The organism is Variovorax sp. WDL1 (assembly GCF_001541225.1).
Lineage (GTDB): Bacteria > Pseudomonadota > Gammaproteobacteria > Burkholderiales > Burkholderiaceae_C > Variovorax.
The window spans coordinates 26,571-45,723 of sequence record NZ_LMTS01000092.1; the positions used below are offsets into that span (position 1 = coordinate 26,571).

General features: G+C 67.7%; 18 protein-coding genes. 8 read left to right on the plus strand and 10 right to left on the minus strand.

The window, feature by feature from the left end; translation table 11 throughout:
* Positions 1–18: 18 nt before the first annotated feature.
* From APY03_RS13270 to APY03_RS13300, 7 genes are all read right to left on the minus strand, one after another.
* Positions 19–4,068 carry a translocation/assembly module TamB domain-containing protein gene (locus APY03_RS13270; protein WP_068677539.1) on the minus strand — a complete coding sequence of 1,350 codons (4,050 nt, stop codon included), beginning with the start codon at positions 4,066–4,068 and terminating at the stop codon, positions 19–21.
* A 2-nt stretch (positions 4,069–4,070) separates the two neighbouring features.
* Positions 4,071–5,966: an autotransporter assembly complex protein TamA gene (locus APY03_RS13275; RefSeq protein ID WP_068677541.1), complete on the minus strand. Its 1,896-nt coding sequence runs from the start codon at positions 5,964–5,966 to the stop codon at positions 4,071–4,073.
* Between the two features lie 60 nt (positions 5,967–6,026).
* Positions 6,027–6,944, minus strand: coding sequence for a 2OG-Fe(II) oxygenase (locus APY03_RS13280; RefSeq protein ID WP_068677543.1), 918 nt, complete (start codon positions 6,942–6,944; stop codon positions 6,027–6,029).
* 155 nt (positions 6,945–7,099) lie between these two features.
* Entirely contained in the window at positions 7,100–8,287 is a 1,188-nt protein-coding gene (locus APY03_RS13285) for a vWA domain-containing protein (protein ID WP_068677545.1), read from the minus strand.
* Entirely contained in the window at positions 8,281–8,901 is a 621-nt protein-coding gene (locus tag APY03_RS13290) for a GNAT family N-acetyltransferase (RefSeq protein WP_068677547.1), read from the minus strand. The genes APY03_RS13285 and APY03_RS13290 overlap by 7 nt, the downstream gene beginning before the upstream one ends.
* Before the next feature lie 5 nt (positions 8,902–8,906).
* Positions 8,907–9,152, minus strand: coding sequence for a hypothetical protein (locus tag APY03_RS13295; protein ID WP_068677549.1), 246 nt, complete (start codon positions 9,150–9,152; stop codon positions 8,907–8,909).
* Positions 9,149–9,991: an AAA family ATPase gene (locus tag APY03_RS13300; protein ID WP_068677551.1), complete on the minus strand. Its 843-nt coding sequence runs from the start codon at positions 9,989–9,991 to the stop codon at positions 9,149–9,151. Before APY03_RS13300 ends, APY03_RS13295 begins: the two co-directional genes overlap by 4 nt.
* Positions 9,992–10,151: 160 nt before the next feature.
* On the opposite strand from APY03_RS13300, the gene APY03_RS13305 reads away from it, so the two are divergent.
* A complete protein-coding gene (locus APY03_RS13305; RefSeq protein ID WP_068677553.1) occupies positions 10,152–10,835 on the plus strand; it encodes a c-type cytochrome in 684 nt (227 codons plus the stop codon).
* Between the two features lie 72 nt (positions 10,836–10,907).
* On the opposite strand, the gene pcaG is transcribed toward APY03_RS13305, so the two are convergent.
* Positions 10,908–11,516 carry a protocatechuate 3,4-dioxygenase subunit alpha gene (gene pcaG, locus APY03_RS13310; protein ID WP_068677590.1) on the minus strand — a complete coding sequence of 203 codons (609 nt, stop codon included), beginning with the start codon at positions 11,514–11,516 and terminating at the stop codon, positions 10,908–10,910.
* Between the two features lie 16 nt (positions 11,517–11,532).
* The gene (pcaH, locus tag APY03_RS13315) at positions 11,533–12,264 is read right to left on the minus strand and encodes a protocatechuate 3,4-dioxygenase subunit beta (protein WP_068677592.1); all 732 of its coding nucleotides are present in this window, start codon (positions 12,262–12,264) and stop codon (positions 11,533–11,535) included.
* 99 nt (positions 12,265–12,363) lie between these two features.
* Here pcaH and APY03_RS13320 point away from each other — a divergent pair, with 99 nt between their 5' ends.
* Positions 12,364–13,323: a LysR substrate-binding domain-containing protein gene (locus APY03_RS13320; protein WP_068677555.1), complete on the plus strand. Its 960-nt coding sequence runs from the start codon at positions 12,364–12,366 to the stop codon at positions 13,321–13,323.
* Here the strand turns inward: APY03_RS13320 and APY03_RS13325 are convergent.
* The gene (locus APY03_RS13325; RefSeq protein ID WP_068677557.1) at positions 13,299–13,733 is read right to left on the minus strand and encodes a DUF1841 family protein; all 435 of its coding nucleotides are present in this window, start codon (positions 13,731–13,733) and stop codon (positions 13,299–13,301) included. The genes APY03_RS13320 and APY03_RS13325 overlap by 25 nt on opposite strands.
* Before the next feature lie 61 nt (positions 13,734–13,794).
* On the opposite strand from APY03_RS13325, the gene APY03_RS13330 reads away from it, so the two are divergent.
* From APY03_RS13330 to APY03_RS13355, 6 genes are all read left to right on the plus strand, one after another.
* A complete protein-coding gene (locus tag APY03_RS13330; protein WP_068677559.1) occupies positions 13,795–14,745 on the plus strand; it encodes a LysR family transcriptional regulator in 951 nt (316 codons plus the stop codon).
* Positions 14,746–14,907: 162 nt separating this feature from the next.
* Positions 14,908–15,420 (plus strand): hydroxyquinol 1,2-dioxygenase, encoded by a 513-nt coding sequence (locus APY03_RS13335; protein WP_068677561.1) that lies wholly within the window; start codon positions 14,908–14,910, stop codon positions 15,418–15,420.
* 23 nt (positions 15,421–15,443) lie between these two features.
* Positions 15,444–16,451: a hydroxyquinol 1,2-dioxygenase gene (locus APY03_RS13340; protein ID WP_068677563.1), complete on the plus strand. Its 1,008-nt coding sequence runs from the start codon at positions 15,444–15,446 to the stop codon at positions 16,449–16,451.
* Between the two features lie 65 nt (positions 16,452–16,516).
* The gene (locus tag APY03_RS13345; RefSeq protein WP_083944329.1) at positions 16,517–18,265 is read left to right on the plus strand and encodes an FAD-dependent oxidoreductase; all 1,749 of its coding nucleotides are present in this window, start codon (positions 16,517–16,519) and stop codon (positions 18,263–18,265) included.
* Positions 18,262–18,633: a c-type cytochrome gene (locus tag APY03_RS13350; protein WP_068677565.1), complete on the plus strand. Its 372-nt coding sequence runs from the start codon at positions 18,262–18,264 to the stop codon at positions 18,631–18,633. Before APY03_RS13345 ends, APY03_RS13350 begins: the two co-directional genes overlap by 4 nt.
* Before the next feature lie 16 nt (positions 18,634–18,649).
* On the plus strand, positions 18,650–19,126 hold the full coding sequence (locus APY03_RS13355; protein ID WP_068677567.1) for a nuclear transport factor 2 family protein: 477 nt from the start codon (positions 18,650–18,652) through the stop codon (positions 19,124–19,126).
* Positions 19,127–19,153 lie beyond the last annotated feature (27 nt).

A 19,153-nucleotide genomic window follows, 5' to 3' on the forward strand; every position in this document is an offset into this window, starting at 1 on the left:
TTTAACAGCTCGGCGGCCTCAATCGTATTTCACCGTGTAGATCAGGTCGATGCCGCTTTGCTGGCCGGCCTGACCGCGCAGCGTGAGCCGGCGCGTGAGGTCGTAGAAGATGAACAGGCTGCCCAATGTGCCCGAGAGGCTGCGCTCGTAGGTCAGATAGAAGTCCTTCGACAAGCGCTTGCCCACCGTGACGGCCGAATCGCGCACGTCGCCCCCGTTGCCGGGGCCCTTGAAGCCGATCTCGTCCAGCCCGAAGCGGCTTGCGAGTCCGCCGCCGTGGCTGCCCGAGCCAAGCCGGCCCAGCAGCGCCAGCGCGGCCTGCTGCAGCAGCAGCGATTCCCCGCCGCTGGTGGCCGAGGCGCGGCCCAGCACCACCCATGACAGGGTCTCCGCGTCGGATAACACGGGCTCCGAATACAGGCGCACACGCGGCGATTGCGCGCTGCCGGTGATCTGCACGCCGGCACGCTGCGAGATATTGGGCCGTATGGCGAGGATGTCGAGTGCCGGATTGTCGTAGGGGCCATTGAAGCGGGCGATTCCGGTTTCGACATCCAGCCGCTGGCCGTAGGCGCGGTACTGGCCTTTGACGGTGCGCACCTCGCCGGTGATGCGCGGCGGCGCGTTCAGCGCGGTGCTGCGGATCTCGAGCTTGCCTTCCAGCCGCGTCGTCAGCCCGCGTCCCTGCACCGCGAAATCCTCACCGAGGTCGAGCCCCACGGCGATGTCCGGGGGCTTCGCGGTCTGCGCCTTGGCGGCCTGCGCGTCCTCGCTGACCGTGCGGCGCTGCGCGGCCTCGGCCGCCTCTCGATCCCTGGCGGCCGAGCGCACCACCACGTCGCTGCCCAGGCCGGGCGCGCTCTCGTCGGGCAGGATGATCACCGCCCGGTCGGTCTTGAGATTGCCGCGCACATTGAACTGTCCGTTATCGAGCCGCGCCTGCAGATCGCCCGAAAGCGTCACCTGGCGATCGGTGCGCACCAGCACGCGCAGCGCGCGCAGCTGGGCCTGCATGGCCATGCGGATGCCAGTACCGCTGGCCGGTGCCGCGCCCCAGCTCAGCTCCCCGCGCGCCGACAGCGTGCCGCCGCCGCTGGCGGCCTCGCTGGCCGCGGTGCTGAGGTTGCCGCTCTGCCCCGGGATGCGGGTGCTGCTGCCGGCGCCGCCCTTGAGGGTGAATTCCGTGATCTCGATGCGCTCGCCGCTCAGCGACGCACGCAGGCGCCCGTCGCGCAGGTCCAGCCCTTCGACCAGCGCACGCAGCGCGAGCTGGTCGGCGGACAGCGTGCCGTTCCAGCGCGGCAGAGCGCGGTTGCCCGAGAGCGCCGCGTCGGCCTCCAGGGTGCCCGCCACGCGCCAGCCAGGGGGCGCCAGCATCGACCAGACACCGAGATTGGGCAGCCGCGCCGTCACCCGTCCTGCGAGCGGAGCGTCCGGCGCCCATTGCCAGCCGCCGGCGCGCTGCAGCACGAGCGTGCTGGCCTCGGCGCGGATCTGGCCGGCGCGTTCGCTGTCCCAGGTCAGGTTGGCCCGCACGGTGTTGCCTTCGGCGTCGAGGCCCAGTTCGGCTTGGCGCAGGCCGGCGGGCGTGCTGGGGCCTTCCGCCGCCGCATTCATCTTGCGCTCGCTCGCGGCGCCAGTGCCACGGCTTTCGATGCGCGTGACCAGCGCGGCCTCGCCGGCCTGCACGCGAATGTCGCCGCTGGCGCGCGCGAGCCGGGCGCGGGCGCGCAGCGTGTCGCCAGCGTCGATGTCCCAGTCGCCGTCGAACAGCAGGTCGCCGCTGATGCCCATCTCGGCCAACGTTGCGCTGCCGCCCGCCGCCTCGGCCCAGGCCATCGGCAGGCCTCGCAAGCGGCCCTGCGAACGCAGCCGGAAGGCCCGGTCAGGCGCGGCGCCGGTGTGGCTGTAGCGCAGCGGTTCCCAGTCGATGCGCACGGTCCCCGGCGCCGGGCCCCGCAGCGTGGCGCTGGCGGCCGAAGCCTCCACCTCGAGGTGGCCGGCGTCGTCGCTCTTCAGGGCGATGTCGAGCGCGCGTTCCAGCTCCAGCGTCCACGGTCCGGGACGCTGGCTGTCCTGCGCCTGCAGGGTCAGGGTGGCGATCGAGGCACGCCATTGGTTCGCACGTTCCAGGCCGCCGCTGGCGCGCGCGTCGAGGATGAGCTTCCGAGTGCCGCTACCGGCTTCGCCCTTGAGTGCCAAGGTGGCCTGGGCGAGGCTGCCGGCCAGCTCGGCCCGCAGGTCGCGCAGCTGGATCTCCCTCGCCGGGGCCGGGTCGTTGCCAGGCGGTGGCAGCCGTAGCGCCAGGCGAGGCGCCGAGAGCGTGGCCTCGAGGGTCGGCTCGGCGCTGCCGCGGGGCGCCGGCGTGCTCCCGTTCTGCAGCCGACGCTGCACTGCCTGCCAGCCGCCTTTCCACGACGCGTCGAGCTGGGCACTGCCTTGTGCGCTGCTGCCCGCGAACACAGCCGAGAGTTCAGGCAGGCTCTCCACCCAGCGTTGCAGGGTGGCTGCCTCGTCGACGCGGGCCCGGAACTCGCCGCCGCCGCTGGCCGGTCCGATGCGGCCCTGCAGTTGTGCGCTGCCGCCCGGCACCACGAGCTTCAGGTCGCCGTTGCCGGCCTGCTCGGCGACGCGCACCTGCAGCTTGCCTTCGAGGCTCGCATTGGCCGCGTCGATGCGCAGCGTGCGCAGGTCCAGCACCTCGGATTGCCACTGGCCGCGGGCCAACGCGCGGTCGAGCCGCAGGCCCTGCAGCGCCTTGCTGCCGGCACCGCCGTTGGTCTGCAGCGCGAGATCGAAGAGCAGCGCCTCGCCGCGCTGCTCGGCGCTGACATTGCCGCTCACCGGCGCCCCGGCCAGCTCGCTGTGCAGCGCGCCGGGCCGTACGCCGTGAACCCGAGCGCGGGCCTGCCAAGGCAAAGGCGACGGGCTCCATTGGCCTTGGGCCTCGATGCGGCCGCTGCCGGCGCGCACCGTGGCCTCGGGCAAGGTCCAGGTGCTGCCGTCGAAGCTGGCACGGACCTGGACCTGCTCGACAGGGAGCCGGCCTCTGTCCCACGGGCCGGGCTTCGCGTTGCGGATGTCGGCGCGGGCCTGCCACACCGTGCTGCCGGTGGGCGCGCTGCTGTCGGGGCCGGCTTCGATTTCGCCACTCAGCAGCGTGCTCGGCGCTTCGGGCCAAAGGAGAGCCACATCGAGGTTCTGCAGCTGCGCCCGGGCGTCGATCACCGGCTGCGGCTGCCACGGCGCAATGTTGGCCTGCAGCTGCGCCTCCATTGGCGTTGCGGTTCCGGAATCGGCGGGCTTGATCTGGGCCGCCACGGCCAGCCGGGCATCGGCGGTGGCGAGCGTGCCCTTGGCGGTGGCCTCGGCCAGCACCTCTATGTCTCGGCCTTCGGCCAGCGGCGCGCGCACGCGGCCCTCGAGCGCAGCATCGAGAGCCATCGGCGCCGGGCCTTGCAGCGTGACGCGCGCGCCGTAGTGGCCCTCGGCGATGTCCACGCCCTGGACCACGAGCCGGTGTTCGTTGCCGGCATAGCGATAGCTGCCTGCCAGTTGGTTCGCCCGAAGCGCAGGTGGGCCGGCCCAGCGCAGCGTGTCGATGCGAAACGGAAGCTCGACATCCACCGGCAGCACGATCGGCGCCAAGGGCTCCGGCGGCTTGTCTTCCACCGGTCCGCGGTGCTCGATCAGCACTTGCGCAGCATGCAACTCGCCGAGCTGAACCTTGCGCTTGAGCAGGGGCGCCAACTGCCATCCGATGGTGGCCTCGTGCACTTCCACCGCCAGGCTTTCGCTCTGCCAACGCAGCCAGCCGATGCGGCCGCCGGTGCGCAGCGAGCCGCTGACCTCGCGGCTCTCCAGGGTCTGGCCCGCCGGCAGGTAACGCGCCGCCCGCGCCAGCGCGAAGGCCAGCGATTGGTTCGACCCCAGCCACCACCAGGCGCCAGCCGTGAGCACGCCTGCCAGCAGGATCAGGGCAAGCAGGCTCCACGCCACGGCGCGCACGACTCGCCGGCCGCGCGAGCGCGCGAGCGGAGGGGAGGAGGTCTGCGTGTCCAGCTCCATGTTCAGAACGTAAAGCCCAGCCGCAGGTGGAGCCTGAACTTCTTCGTGTCGACGCCATAGGCCACGTCGGCCTGCACCGGACCCACCGGGCTGCGCCAGCGCGCGCCCACGCCGATGCCGACCTTGGTCTTGAGATCGCCAGGCCGGTCGGCGACCGCGCCTGCATCGATGAAGACCGCGCTCTCCCACTCCGTCAGCTTGCCTCGATAGACGAAGGGCCGCTGCCACTCGACGCTCGCCACCGTCATGTAGCGGCCGACGATGATCTGGCCGTCGCTGCGCTCGGTGCCGATCTGGCGATAGCCGTAGCCGCGCACCGTGGTGTCGCCGCCGGTCAGGAACATCAGGGTGGCCGGGATTTGCGCGCTCTGCCTGGCGGTCAAGGCGCCTGCCTCCGCGCGCAATTGGAGGCGGCTGCTGCGCGCTGCACTGGCACTGTCGCCCGTCGCGCCCCAGTCCAGCGGCACGATGCCGAGCCAGCGGCCGTAGATGCGCGTGAAGGGCAGGTGCTCGCCCGTCAGGGTGTAGCCGGCGCCGAGCTCCAGCGCCAGCCCGTGGCCGCGCGTCGGCACTCCCGGGTCGTCGAAGTAGCGCCCGGTCCAGCCCCAATTCACCGACAGTGCCGAGGCCGAGGGTGGGGCGTTGATCCCGCGGTTCTTCGCGTAGTCATACTGCAGGAAGTAGGTGTAGTCGATGTGGTCGCTCGACTTGGCCAGGCCGCCGCGCAGCCGTCCGCTGTCGACCTCGTAGCTGCCGGAGGTCTCGCTCTTGAGTTGGCCTGCGCCGAACCGGCGCCAGCCCTTGTCGTCGGGCACGGCGTTCCACTCGGTGCCCAGTGACCTGGTTTCGCGGTCGACCGACAGCTTGGAGACGGCACGCCAGCCCAGCAGGGGCATGCGGTTGTGGATGTGGTCCAGCGACACCCGCGGCCCGCTGTCGGTCGTGAAGCCGGCCCCCAGCACCACCTTCTGCAGCGGCGCCTCGCGCACCTGGGCGATCACGGGCGCCCAGAGGGGGTTGTTGCCGTCGGTGTCGAGCGTCAGGAAGACCGAGTCGTAGTAGCCACTGCTGGCCAGGCGCTGCTGCGCATCGAGCAGCTTCTGCTGGTCGTAGTCGCTGCCGGTGGGCACGCGCGCGATGCGACGCGCGGCGTCGGCGTCGTAGCGCTCGTTGCCGCGCACCTCCATCGGACCGAAGCGGTAGGCAGGGCCCGAGCGGTAGTCGACGCGCAGGCTGGCCTCGCCGCGATCTGCGTCGATCTCCGCGCGGCTCAGCGCCACGCTGCCGGTCGGGAAGCGCTTGGCCGTCAGGCTGCGCAGCGCGGCAGATTTGGCGTTGTCCCAGCCGATCTGGGTGAAGGTCTGTCCCGCGCGCAAAGGCCAGTCGTTGCGGATTGCCTCGCGCTGGGCCGCAGCGGTGGCATCGGCTGCGATCGCTCCGCTGAAGTCGATCTGCACCTGGCGCACCCGCGTGGGCTCGCCCGGATCGACCTTGATGCGCACCTCGCGCGGCGTCTTGGCTGCGGGCGTTTCGTTCAGCTCCAGCGTGAGTGCGGGCGCGAAATAGCCCAGGGTCGCGAGCAGCTCGCGCGCATTGCCTTCGGCAGCCACCATGAGGCGCGAGAGCTCGGTGGCACCCAGGTCGTCGATCTGGCGATAGCGCTGGATTTCGAGGTGGCGCTCGAGGTACTCGCGCACTGCGTCGGGCGCCTGCACCGCGACGCTGAAGGCCTCGCGCGTGCCGGCCGGCTTGTCGCCGCTCACGGGCCGGGCGCTCGCGGCGGACTCAGCCGGCTCGCTCTTCGGCAGCAGGCTGCAGCCCTGCAGCAGCAGAAGTAGGCCTGCACAAAAAAACGCCGGCATCCACGCCGGCGCGAGTGACCCAAACACCCTGAGCATGCGGCCATTCTGACAGCATGCCCGGCGCGGGCGCCGTAGGCGGGAGCCGCGGCCTGCCGTTCAAGCGCGGCCGGTGACCTTCCGTGCCAGCAGCCAGACCACCGGCGGTGTGAGCATGCGCGCGACCGCCTTCGCCCGGTCCACGCGATGCGTCTTCATGAAGACCGACGCCGATTCATCGCCGTGCTGCTTGCCGGCCAGCGGGCTGCTGTAGTAGTAGGCGGCGACCGAGCGGCGCGGGCGGCCGTCCGGCGCCTGTAGCGGCTTTGTGTGCCCGTGGTAGCTGATCGGGCCATGCGGCAGCAGGATGGTGCGGCCGAATTCAGGCTGCACGGTGCTGACGCAGCGGTCGTTCTTCTTGTCCCAGAGCTCCAGGCCGGAGCCCCAGTCCGGGCTCCATCCCTTGTTGAGATAGGTGATGAAGACCATCTCGTTCTTCAGCCCGAGGTGGCGGTGGCGATTGAAGTCGCGATGCACGGCAAAGGTCGCGCCGGTGCGGCTTTCGTGCAGCCCGCCGCCGAACAGCTTGGGGTCGGGCAGCAGGTAGGGCACTCCGGTCAGCGAGGAAAGCCAGTCGATGAACCAGCCGGAATGGACCGTGTCGAAGTAAAGCTGTGTTGCCGGGCCGAGCGCCGGACCGAGCACTGAACGGCGGGTGGATTCGTAGCGGCTCTTGACCTCCGTCCAGGAGGTTCCGGGCTGGGCATCGAATTCCTCGGCCACCAGTTCCAGCAGCTTCGGGTTGAACAAGTTCTCCAGCACCAGGTGCGGGAAGGGGGAGGCGGCCATCAAAGCATTGCGAAGCCGATCCCGCTGTGCCGCCGAGAACAGGGAACGATCGACGAGCTCCGTCCGCGGCAGGCGCACGCCGCGGATGCTCACGTAGTCGTCGGGCGGGAATAGCGCCTCCGGTGCCGCCGGCGGCAGCGTTTGCTCAAGAACGGGCGCCTCGAGCGGCAGCGAAAGTACGGCAGACATGGCGCAACACCTCCAACAGGGCGCCGTGTCAACAAGGCGCCTTATTTGAATCCTTAGGTGTTAAATGTAACCCTAGGTCTCGGCGCTGTGACAACTTTTTTCGCATTCTTTCCGACCGTAACGGGTCGGAAAGGTATCCCAGGCGTCGCAGGCGCCTACTTGGAGAGCAGCCGCATGGCTTCTTCGAGGCCCTTGAGGGTCAGCGGGTACATGCGGTGCGATACGAGTTGTTGCATGACCGCGATACTTTGCCGGTACTGCCAGACGCCCTGCGGCTCGGGGTTGATCCAGGCGAACTTCGGAAAGGTGTGGGTCAGCCGCTGGATCCACTCGGCGCCAGCCTCCTCGTTGTTGTATTCGACGCTGCCGCCCGGCTGCAGGATCTCGTAGGGGCTCATGGTCGCGTCGCCGACGAAGATCAGCTTGTAGTCCTTGTTGTACTTGCGAATGATGTCCCAGGTGGCGAACTTCTCGGAGAAGCGCCGCCGGTTGTTCTTCCACATGAAGTCGTAGACGCAGTTGTGAAAGTAGTAGAACTCCAGGTGCTTGAACTCGGTCTTGACTGCGGAGAACAGCTCCTCGACGCGCTGGATGTGCTCGTCCATCGTGCCCCCCACGTCCATCAGCAGCAGCACCTTCACGTTGTTGTGGCGCTCCGGCCGCATCTTGATGTCGAGGTAGCCGGCGTTGGCTGCCGTCTTGTGGATCGTCTCATCCAGGTCCAACTCGTCCTCGTGGCCTTCGCGGGCGAACTTGCGCAGTCGCCGCAGCGCGATCTTGATGTTGCGGGTGCCCAGTTCCTGGCTGTCGTCGTAGTCCTTGTAGGCGCGTTGGTCCCAGACCTTGACTGCGCTCTTGTTCTTGCCCGCGCCGCCGATGCGGATGCCCTGCGGGTTGTAGCCGCCGTGCCCGAAAGGCGAGGTGCCGCCGGTGCCGATCCACTTGTTGCCGCCCTCGTGGCGCTCCTTCTGCTCCTCGAAGCGCTTCTTGAGCGTCTCCATGAGCTCGTCCCAGCCCATCTTCTCGATCTTGGCCTTCTCCTCGGCCGTGAACTCGCGCTCCAGCGTCTTGCGCAGCCAGTCGAGCGGCACTTCCTTGGTGAAGTCCGTCACCAGCTCCACACCCTTGAAGTAGGCAGCGAAGGCTCGGTCGAACTTGTCGTAGTGCTTTTCGTCCTTCACCAGCGCGGTGCGCGAAAGATAGTAGAAGTCGTCGAGCCCGAAGGCGTCCTCCGAGTTCGGGCCGACCACGTCGGCCTGCAGCGCCTCCAGCAGGCTCAGGTATTCCTTGACCGACACCGGCAGCTTGGCCGAGCGCAGGGTGTAGAAGAAGTCGATCAGCATGGCGAATCACTCCGGTTTTCGGGACGCGGCTTGTCCAGCAGGTAGAGCAGCTGGGCCCGCACCTCGGGCCACTCGCCCGAGCGCAGGCTGTACATCACGGTGTCGCGGATGGTGCCGTCGCGGCGCAACGCGTGGCCGCGGATCACGCCGTCCTTGTGTGCACCCAGGCGCTCGATCGCGCGCTGCGAGGCATGGTTGAAGTTGTCGGTGCGCCAGCCCACCACGTGGCAGCCCAGCGTCTCGAAGGCGTGCGTCATCATCAGCAGCTTGCAGGTGGTGTTGACGTGTGTGCGGTGGCAGCGCCGGGCGTACCAGGTGTAGCCGATCTCGACGCGCTTCACCGCGGGCAGGATGTCGTGAAAGCTGGTCGACCCGAGTACCGTGCCGCTCGCCTCGTCGGTCACGGCAAAGGCGAAGCGGTGGCCCGCCTCGCGGCCTGCGAGCGCCGCCTCGATGTAGCCGCGCGTGTCCTGCGGTTGCGGCACCGACGTGACCCGGATCTTCCACAACTCGCCGTCGGCGGCCGCGGCGCGCAGGCCCTCTTCGTGCGCCAGTGCCAGCGGCACCAGCGCGACGCCGCGCGATCTCAAGGTGACCGGTTCGACGAATGCCATCTTCGCTAACTCCTCGATGAACCGTACCTTTTCGTGAACCAAGCCTTTGCCAGCTGCGCGCCGGCGCCGCCGCCCAGGCCGATCAGCAGGATGCCGAAGATCGCATCGTTGCTGTAGCCCCCGGGACCGAAGGCATCAAGCCCGAGGGCCATGCCGAGCCAGCGACCCAGCACCGCGCCCAGGACGAACAGGACGGCCTGCGCAACGCCCAGCAACAGCAACTGGCGGGTGGACGGGCGGCCTTCGCTCATCGATTGTGGCGTTGCATGAACACCAGCTTCTCGAACAAGGTCACGTCCTGCTCGTTCTTGAGCAGCGCCCCCACCAGCGGCGGCACGGCGACCTTGTCGTCCTTGCTCTGCAGCGCCTCGAGCGGGATGTCCTCGGCCACCAGCAGCTTGAGCCAGTCGAGCAGCTCGGAGGTGGAAGGCTTCTTCTTCAGGCCGGGCAGGTTGCGCACGTCGTAGAAGGTCTTCATCGCAGAAGCCAGCAGCTCCTGCTTGAGGCCGGGGAAATGCACCGCCACGATGCTCTTCATCGTCTCGGCGTCGGGGAACTTGATGTAGTGGAAGAAGCAGCGGCGCAGGAAGGCGTCGGGCAGCTCCTTCTCGTTGTTGGAGGTGATGAAGACGACTGGCCGGTGCTTCGCCTGGATCAACTGGCGCGTCTCGTAGCAGTAGAACTCCATGCGGTCGAGCTCGCGCAGCAGGTCGTTCGGGAATTCGATGTCTGCCTTGTCGATCTCGTCGATCAGCAGCGCAACGGGCTCATCGGCGGTGAAGGCCTGCCACAGCACACCCCTGACGATGTAGTTGTGGATGTCCTTCACTCGTTCGTCGCCCAGCTGCGAGTCGCGCAGCCGGCTCACCGCGTCGTATTCGTAGAGGCCCTGCTGGGCCTTGGTGGTCGACTTGATGTGCCACTGCAGCAGCGGCAACCCGAGCGAGCCGGCCACCTCTTCCGCGAGCATCGTCTTGCCGGTGCCGGGCTCGCCCTTGACGAGCAGCGGGCGCTTGAGCGCGATAGACGCGTTGACCGCGAGCATCAGATCCTGTGTGGCGACGTAGTTGTCGGAGCCCTTGAATTTCATGGATGGCGTGGAGCAGAAAGGGGGTGGATGAAGGACCCAACATTCCATTCATCTGCGTCGCGCAACGCCCGAGTGCCTCACGCACGGGACTGCCGGGAGCCCCCGCATATAATCAAATGTTGACTTGAAAACCAGTTCTCCACGAGATTGTGCGCGCAAAATGAACAAGTTGTTGTCCGCGGTATTTGCCCTCGCTGTCGCTTGCGTGACGGTCTCCGCCCAAGCCCAGAAGATCACCGGCAATGCCGAAAACGGTTCGAAGAAGGTGGCGATGTGTATCGGCTGCCACGGCATCGTCGGCTATCAAGCCAGCTTTCCTGAAGTTCACAAGGTCCCGATGATCGCGGGCCAGAGCGCCACTTACCTCGTCTCGGCTCTCGCTGCCTACAAGGGCGGCGACCGCAAGCATCCCACCATGCGCGCCATCGCCGACTCGCTGAACGAGCAGGACATTGCAGATCTCGCGGCCTACTACAGCCAACTCGGCGTCCAGGAAGGCGATGCGCCACCGGCCGCCGTTGCCGCGCAGCCCAGCGAGCGCGTGCAGGCCCTCATCTCGCGCGACAAGGACAACGCCTGCACCAAGTGCCACGGCGCCAACTTCAACACCCCGAACGACGGCACCGTCGCCAAGCTGGCCGGCCAGCACGCCGACTACCTCTACGTCGCGCTCAAGTCCTACAAGATCGAGAAGCACCTGCAGATCGGCCGCTCCAACGGCGTGATGAGCCAGCAGGCCAAGAAGTTCAGCAACGCCGAACTGAAGGAGCTGGCGAGCTACATCAGCTCATTGCCCGGCGAGCTCAAGACGGTGCCCGAGTCGCGCATCCACCGCACCAGATAGAGCGGCGCCGCTCTCAGGCAAAAGCCCGCAGCAGCGGGCTTTTTGCTTTTTCAGGCGCAGCGCTTCTATAGCTCAAACATCGAAGAACACCATCTCGTTCGGCCCCTGCATATGGATGTCCAGGCGGTACGTGACCTGCCCGCCCATCTCGCTGCGTTGCGCCACCAGCGTCTGGCGCCGTTGCGCCGGCACGCTGGCCAGCACCTTGTCCTCGGCGTTGGCCGTCGCCTCGTCGCTGAAGTAGATGCGGGTGAAGGCGTGCAGCAGCATGCCGCGCATCAGCACGATCACGTTGACATGCGGCGCTTCGCCGGGCGATTCGGCGCCTGGCTTGACGGTATGGAACACGAAGCGCTTCTGCGAATCGGTGCCGGTACCCGCGCGGCCGAAGGCGCGGAACCCGATGGCCTGCGCGTCTTCCACCGACTGCGGGTAGGCACCGGTGCCGTCGGGCTGGCTGATCTCCACCAGCGCGTCATCGATCGGCTTGCCGTCGCCGTCGATCACGCGGCCCTCGATGCGGATGCGCTCGCCGCGCGCGTTGTCGAGTGCGAGCACGGCGTCGAAGGGCTGGTCGAAGTCGTAGCCGTACTGGGTCGCCGTGAGGCCGTAGGCAAAGTAGGGGCCGACCGTCTGCGAAGGGGTCTGGCCGAAGTTGGTTTCGAGTGCGCTCATCATGATGCGTGTCTCCAGGGCTTCAGCGGTTTTCGAAAGGCGTCTCGTCGGCGCCGCGCAGCACCATGTCGAACACGTAGCCGAGCGCATAGCCCTCTTCGGTGACGTCGAGGCTGAAATCGGCGATCAGCCGGTTGCGCACCTTCTCCGGCGTGCCGGTGATCATCGGGTCGTACTGCAGCAACGGATCGCCCGGGAAGTACATCTGCGTCACCAGCCGGCTCGCGAAATGTTGGCCGAACAGCGAAATGTGGATGTGCTGCGGCCGCCAGGCGTTGGGATGGTTGCCCCACGGATAGGCGCCGGGCTTGATGGTGAGGAAACGGTAGCGGCCCTCGTTGTCGGTCAGGCAGCGGCCGGCGCCGAGGAAGTTGGGATCCAGCGGCGCATCGTGCTGGTCCACCTTGTGCACGTAACGGCCGCAGGCATTGGCCTGCCACAGCTCCACCAGCGTGTTGCGCACCGGGCGGCGACGCTCATCGAGCACCTGGCCGGTCAGGATCATGCGTTCACCCAGCGGCTCCCCGTTCCTGCGCGCATTGCGTGTGAGGTCGTTGTCGAACTCGCCGATGCTGCTGTGGCCGTAAACCGGCTGGCGCAGCTCGCCGAGCGAGGCCTTCAGCGGAATCAGCGGCTGCTGCGGCCCGCGCTTGGCGGTCGACTTGTAGCCGGAATAGACGTACGAGGGATGGCTGGCCCAGTCGCGCGGCGTCAGGGTGGGCAGCGCGCCGGTCGGGGGAGCGGAAGAGCTCATGAACTTGTCTCCGGGTTCGTGGGAATGCATCACTCTATTCATGCGCGTTGCTGATGTAAATTGACGTTCTTGCGTTTTTTCATAAGCATTGGTAATTGAATGGCTGCCAAGTCCGAGACCTTCCTGCGCAATGTGCAACTCCGGCACCTGCGCTGCCTGGTGGCAGTGGCGCAGGAGCGCCATCTGGCGCGCGCGGCCGAGCGGCTGGCGTTGAGCCAGCCGGCGGTGTCGAAGACCTTGGCCGAGCTCGAGGCCCTGGCCGGCGCCCGGCTGGTGGAGCGCGGCAGCGCGGGGCGGCGCGGCATCCAGGGCTTCACGGTCGTGGGCGAGCAACTGCTCGCCCACGCGCTGCGCGTGCTCGAGGCGCTCGATGCCAGCGCCGAGGCACTGATGCCGGCTTCAGGCGAGCGCCTGCAACGCCTGCGCATCGGCGCGCTGCCCAGCGTGGCGCCCTCCCTGCTGCCGGCGGCGCTGGCCGCGCTGCGCGAGCGTCTGCCCCGGGTGCAAGTGCAGGTGCAGACCGGCGCCAACGGCCCCTTGCTCGATGCGCTGCGCGCCGGCGAGCTGGACCTCGTGGCCGGCCGCATGAGCGATCCGCAGCTGATGGCCGGCCTCACCTTCGAGCTGCTCTACACCGAGCCCCTCGCCCTGGTCGCGCGCGCGGGCCATCCCTTGTCAGAGGCCGCGCCTTCGGTGCAGGACGTGCTGCGCTATCCGCTGGTGATCTACGGCGAGGGCACGATCCCGCGCCACCATACCGAGAGCTTCCTGTCGGGTCTGGGCCTGCGCCTGCCTGCGCATGGGACGCAGACGCTGGATCTCTCGGTCGCTCGCGCGTTGCTGCTGCGTTCGGACGCCGTGTGGTTCACGCCCATCGGCGCTGCCCGCGACGACCTCGCCAGCGGCCAGCTGGTGCGCCTGGCGGTCGACACCGCGGGCACCGAGGAACCGGTAGGCCTGCTGCTGCGCACCGACGCCGAGCCGTCGGCCGCGCGCGAGGCGCTGATCGCACTGCTGCGCGAGAGCGGAAAGGCTCAGACGCGCGTGGCGCGGCGCTGAACGCAGGCCACGTAGGCCTCACCGTCGGGTGGCCGGCCGGCGCGCTGGCTCTCCCACATCATCTGCCCGAGGCACTCCATCGCCTCGTGGTGCGCATCGAGCAGCGAGTCGCGCCGAGCAGCCAGCAGCTCGACTGCCTGGCGGATGCCTCGCGGTTGGTCGATGGAGCACTGCTCGCTGATCGACAGGTGCATCGAGAGATGCAGGAAAGGGTTCTCGCGCCCGTCGGCGCCGTCGTAGACGCGCGCCACCGCAGCCTCGGCGTCGACCAGTTCGGCGTGGTACTCGGGGTGCTCGTCGATCCAGCGGCTGGCGATGATCTCCAATGCCTCCATCGGCAGGCCCTGCCGGCTCTTCGCGTAGACATCGCAGAAGAAGCGGCGCACTTCCTCTTGGGTGGGATTGAACATGGGCAGAGGTTAGCACCGCCCCCAAGGGCGCACGCCGCGTGCGGCCGCTACATTGCGGGCCATGGACCGACTTGAAAACATAGAGACATTCGTGCGGGTTGCGCAGACGCAGAGCTTCGCCGAGGCCGCCCGGCAGATGCGCGTCGCCAAGTCGGTGGTTACCGCGCGGGTCAAGCAGCTCGAGGAGCATGTGGGCGCGCCGCTGTTCCACCGCAGCACGCGCGTGGTGCGGCTCAGCGATGTCGGGCAGGCCTTCCTGCGCGACTGCACCGAGCTCGTGGGCCGGGCCCACGACGTCATGGACCAGATGCGCGGCGCACGTGCCGGCCCGACCGGCATCCTGCGCATCCATGCGCTCACCGGCTTCGTGCTGGGCCACCTGGCCTCGGTGCTGCGCGCCTTCCAGGCCAGCTATCCCGACATTCATCTCGAGCTGATCGTGAGCGACGCGGTGGTCGATCCAGTCAAGGCAGGCGTGGACTGCGCTTTGCAGATCTTTCCGGCTGCTTCGACCGAGCTGATCTCGCGCCCGCTGTTCCCCGTGCGCCGCGTGTTCTGCGCCACGCCCGAGTACCTGCGCGCAAACGGCGTGCCGCTGACGCCGCGCGACCTGCACAAGCACCGGCTGGGCCTCTACTCGGGCTATCCGAGCCGAGACCGGTGGACCTTCCACCACGAGGGCGAGCAGGTGACGATCTACATGACCGCGGCCCTGCTGACGAACAGCGTGCACCTGCTGCGCGAATATGCGCTGGAGCATGCCGGCATCGTGTGCCTGCCGACACTGGTGGCTGGCGATCCGATCCTGCGGGGGCAACTGCAGGTGGTGCTGCCGGAGCACCAGCTGTCTGCGTTCTCGCTCCATGCGGTCTATGCGGGGACCTCGCGCAACGCCTTCAAGCTCAAGCTCTTCATCGAGCACATCACGGCGGCGTTCACGCGGGTGGCGCCCTGGGACGCGGCGATGGTCGAGCAGGGACTGCTTCCCGCCGACCTGATTGCCGACGCCTAGCCTTCCCTGTCGCTCGGCGGCCAACCGAGGGAAAACCCTGCCGATTGACCGGATCCACCGAACAATGCGGCCCGCATCCAAGGCCTACCGAAGAGGCGCCCGGCTTCCTACAGTTCACCCATCGCAGCACGGCGCTGCCCGATGACCGAAGGAGACAAGCCCATGACAGCCACCGCCTACCAGACCCGCTTCGGCTCGCTCAAGAGCTACGAGAAGGGCCATGTCGAGCCCATCGACGACGACGTCAAGCACTACGCGATGTCCAACTGCTTCGACATCGCGAGCAAGAGCAAGCCCTACGAGAAGGTCGTATTCGGCCAGAACCAGATCTACGTGCTCGAGACGCTGCGTGCCGAAGGCACTTCGCCCTGGTACACCTGCGCGCATGACGAGTTCGCGCTCGTCATGGACGGCGAGGTCGACGTGCACCTGGTCAAGCTTGACCCTTCCCAGGCCGTCGCGGATGAGAACAAGAATGGCGCGCTGCTCGTCAAGGGCGAACCCAAGGGCCAGAAGATGGGCTGGATGAAGCTCACGCGCGGACACCAGGGCCTGCTGCCGAAGAACACCGCCTACCAGTTCCGCAGCGTCGGCGAGCCCGGCGTGATCGTGCTGCAGACCTGCAAGGGCGATCTCTCCGTCGAGAAGTGGGCTGATATCTGCCAGACCCACTGAACCGAACCCCGAGGAGTCCAACCATGAACGCACCCGCCGAACTCGCCAATGTGATCGCGTCGCAGCCCGATGCCTCACTCGGCTACAAGCAATTCACCCTCGGCAGCTTCGGCTTCCGTCGCGACGAGTACTTCGCCCACATCACGTGGAAGACCAAGGACGGCCGCCCGATGAGCCACACGATGGACGCCGGCAACTACCTGCGCGCCCTCATGCGCGACGTCGCCTGGGGCTTCTTCTACGGCTGGGTCAACTTCGACGACGTGGTCGGCACCGTCAACCACTACCAGTCGGTCGACCTCTACGCCGGCAGCTACAACGGCACCATGAAGGAGGCCGGCATCGACCTGCTGGAGAACTTCCCCACCGCCCAGATCCGCGCCACCTTCGAGGCCATGCTCGACGACTGGACCAACGAGAGCTTCGATCCGTTCTCCGCGCCGCAGGAAACCGGCTCGCCCTACGGCCGCAAGAAGGGCAACAACACCGCCAAGATCACCCGCGCCCGCGAGCTTGCCAAGCGCTGCGTCGGCCTGAAGGACGACCTCCGGCTGCGCAGCGACGACACCGGCGCGCCGGTGAACCGCGCCTTCGCCGACGTGCCGCAAGGCCAACCCGAGCTGCATCCCGAGCCCGGCTTCGAGAACGAGGTCCATGCCTTCAACCTGTTCGGCTTCCTGAGCCGCTCGCAGGTCACATGGAACCCGAGCTTCACCTCGGTCGTCAAGCACAGCTTCATGTGCCCGACGACGGAGGAGCATATCCTGCCGATCATCCACGGCAATGACCGCGTCGAGTGGTTCTTCCAGATGACCGACGAGATCCACTGGGACTGCGGCGACAAGAACACCGGCCGCCCCATGGCCCGCGTGATCATGAAGGCCGGCGACATGGCCGCCATGCCCGCCTACTGCCGCCACCAGGGCTTCAGCCCCAAGCGCTCGATGCTGCTGGTGTGGGAGAACGGCTCGCCGAGCCTCGTCTACGAGATCCAGAAGGGCGAGAGCCCCGAGATCCCGGTGAGTTTTTAAGACGATAACGCGCCGCACTTGCGGCGCGTCCTTCTGAGCTTCGCTTCCTTCTTGAGGAGACACATATGGCAGACCGTAGCCGGTCCGATGCCGGCGCCAACCCGCGCCGGCGGTTCATGCAGCAAGCCGGCGCGGGCTCGGCAGCCGTCGCGGCAGCGACCCTCGGGCTCGCGACGCAAGAGGCCGACGCAGCAACGGCCCCAGCCTTCGACGCCACCTACGACATCGTGGTCGCGGGCAGCGGCTGCGGCGGCCTGGCCTCGGCGCTGTTCGCGCGCTGGCAGGGCAACAGCGCGGTGATCCTGGAGAAGGCCGGCAGCATCGGCGGCACCACCGCCAAGGCCGCGTTCTGGTACTGGGTGCCGAACAACGAGGCCATGAAGAAGGCGGGCATCGCCGATCCCAAGCCCGACTTCCTGAAGTACGTGGCACGCCTGTCCAACCCGCAAGGCTATGACCCGAACCATCCGCGCTACGGCTTCACGCAGTGGGAGTACGACATGTGCGCCGCCTTCTACGACAGCGCATCCCCCGCGGCCGAGCTGCTTGCGTCCAAGGGCGCGCTGCCGTATCGACACGTGGCCGACGTGCCCGACTACTTCGCCGAGCTGCCCGAGAACAAGGCGCCCAAGGGACGCGTGCTGGTGCCCAGGGACGCGATCCCCAGCATGTCGGACGGCGGCCTGGTGGCGGTGCGCACCCTGTCAACCAAGGCCAGGCAGGACGGCATCCCCATCCGCACCGGCATGCGCGTCACCAAGATCCTGCAGGACAAGAGCGGCCGCGTGATCGGCGTCGAGGCAAAGGACGAGCTCGATGCCACCGTGCGCCTGCGTGCCCGCAAGGCGGTGATCTTTGCCACCGGCGGCTTCACCCACAACGTGGAGCTGCGCAGGAACTTCCTCAACGGCCCGATCTTCGGCGGCTGCGCGGCACCCAGCAACGAAGGCGACTTCGTGCCGATCGCCGGTGCCTTGGGCGCGCAGCTGCGCAACATGAACTACGCCTGGACCTGCCCGATCCCGCTGGAGAAGGCGATCGCGAAGGACGGCTCCATTTCCGGCATGTTCTCGGTGGCCGGCGACTCCATGCTCTTCGTCAACAAGTACGGCCATCGCAACGTCAACGAGAAGCTGCAGTACAACGAGCTGGCGCAGACCTTCTTCGAATGGGACGGCGCGAAGGCCGAGTACCCCGACCTCGTGCGCATTGCGGTCTGGGACGAGCGCTCGCAGCAGAATTCGGCCAGCGCCGAGTACGGGAGGCTGATCGTGCCGCCCGGCACCGACGACCGCCATGTGATCAAGGGCGCGACACTGGCCGAGCTGGCACGCGGCATCGACGAGCGCTTCGCCAGGTACGCGAGCGCCATCGGCGGCGCCCGGTTGGCGCCTGAGTTCCTGCCCAACCTGCAGGCCGCCATCGCACGCTTCAACCAGTTCGCGAAGACTGGCAAGGACCTGGACTTCAAGCGCGGCGAGCGCGTGGTGGAGCAGCTCTTCAATGGCGACGTGAAGGCCGAGCCCGGCCGCACCAATCCGACCATGTGGCCGCTGGCCGATGCCGGCCCGTACTACGCGGCGCTCGTGGTCGCCGGCACGCTGGACACCAAGGGTGGCCCGAAGACCGACACCAGCGGCCGTGTGCTCGACGCCCGCGAGCAGCCGATCCCCGGCCTCTACGGCGTGGGCAACTGCGTGGCCTCGGCCTCGGGCCGCGCCTACTGGGCCGGCGGTGCGACGCTGGGGCCGATCATCGCCTTCGCCTACCGTGCGGCGAACGCGGCCCATGCCGAGGGAAGGAGCGCCGCATGAAGACCTCGCTGCTGCTCCCGCTCGCTGCTTTCCTCGTGCTCGCCGTGCACCACGCGCAGGCCCAGTCGCCCGGCCAGCGGCTGGCTCAGAACGCCTGCACGCAATGCCACAGCTTCGGCAAGGGCGAGCCGAACGGCGTCGGCCCCAACCTCTACGGCCTGCTCGGCAAACCGGCCGCGGCCAGCCCGAGCTTCACCTACTCGAAGCAGTACCTCGACGCGATGAAGGGCAAGACCTGGAACCGCGCGCTGCTCGACAAGTGGCTTGCCGACACCCAGGCCGTCGCGCCCGGCAGCACGATGGCCTATTTCCAGGACGACCCGAAGAAGCGCGCCGCGCTCATCGAGTACATGCAGTCACTCAAGTGAAAGAAGGAGATCCACCATGGCCCTCACCCGTCAAACCATGACCGACGAGCAACGCAAGTCAGTGGCGCTCGAATACCTCAAGGCCTACGACAACGGCGGCGTCACTTCCACCGGCGGCTCCATCCTCGACCTGTTCGCGAGCGATGCGCAGGTCTACTTCCCGAAGTGGGGCCTGGCCAACGGCAAGGACGAGATCGGCAAGCTCTTCGGCGAGGTCGGCAGCCGTGGCAAGTCCATTCGCCACGACTACGCAAGCTTCAACTGGATCTTCACAGGCACCCACCTGTTCGCCTGCGAAGGCACCAGTCACGGCGAGCATGCCGACGGGCCCTGGCGCGCCGGCGTGCCCGAGTGGGGTGCGGGGCGCTGGTGCGATGTGTTCGAGGTGCGCGACTTCCTGATCCAGCGCTGCTTCATCTACCTGGACCCCGACTACGCCGGAAAGGACACGGCGCGCTATCCGTGGCTGGCCGGCCGAGGCACCGACAACTGAGCGAACTGAGCGACCATGAACCTCGCA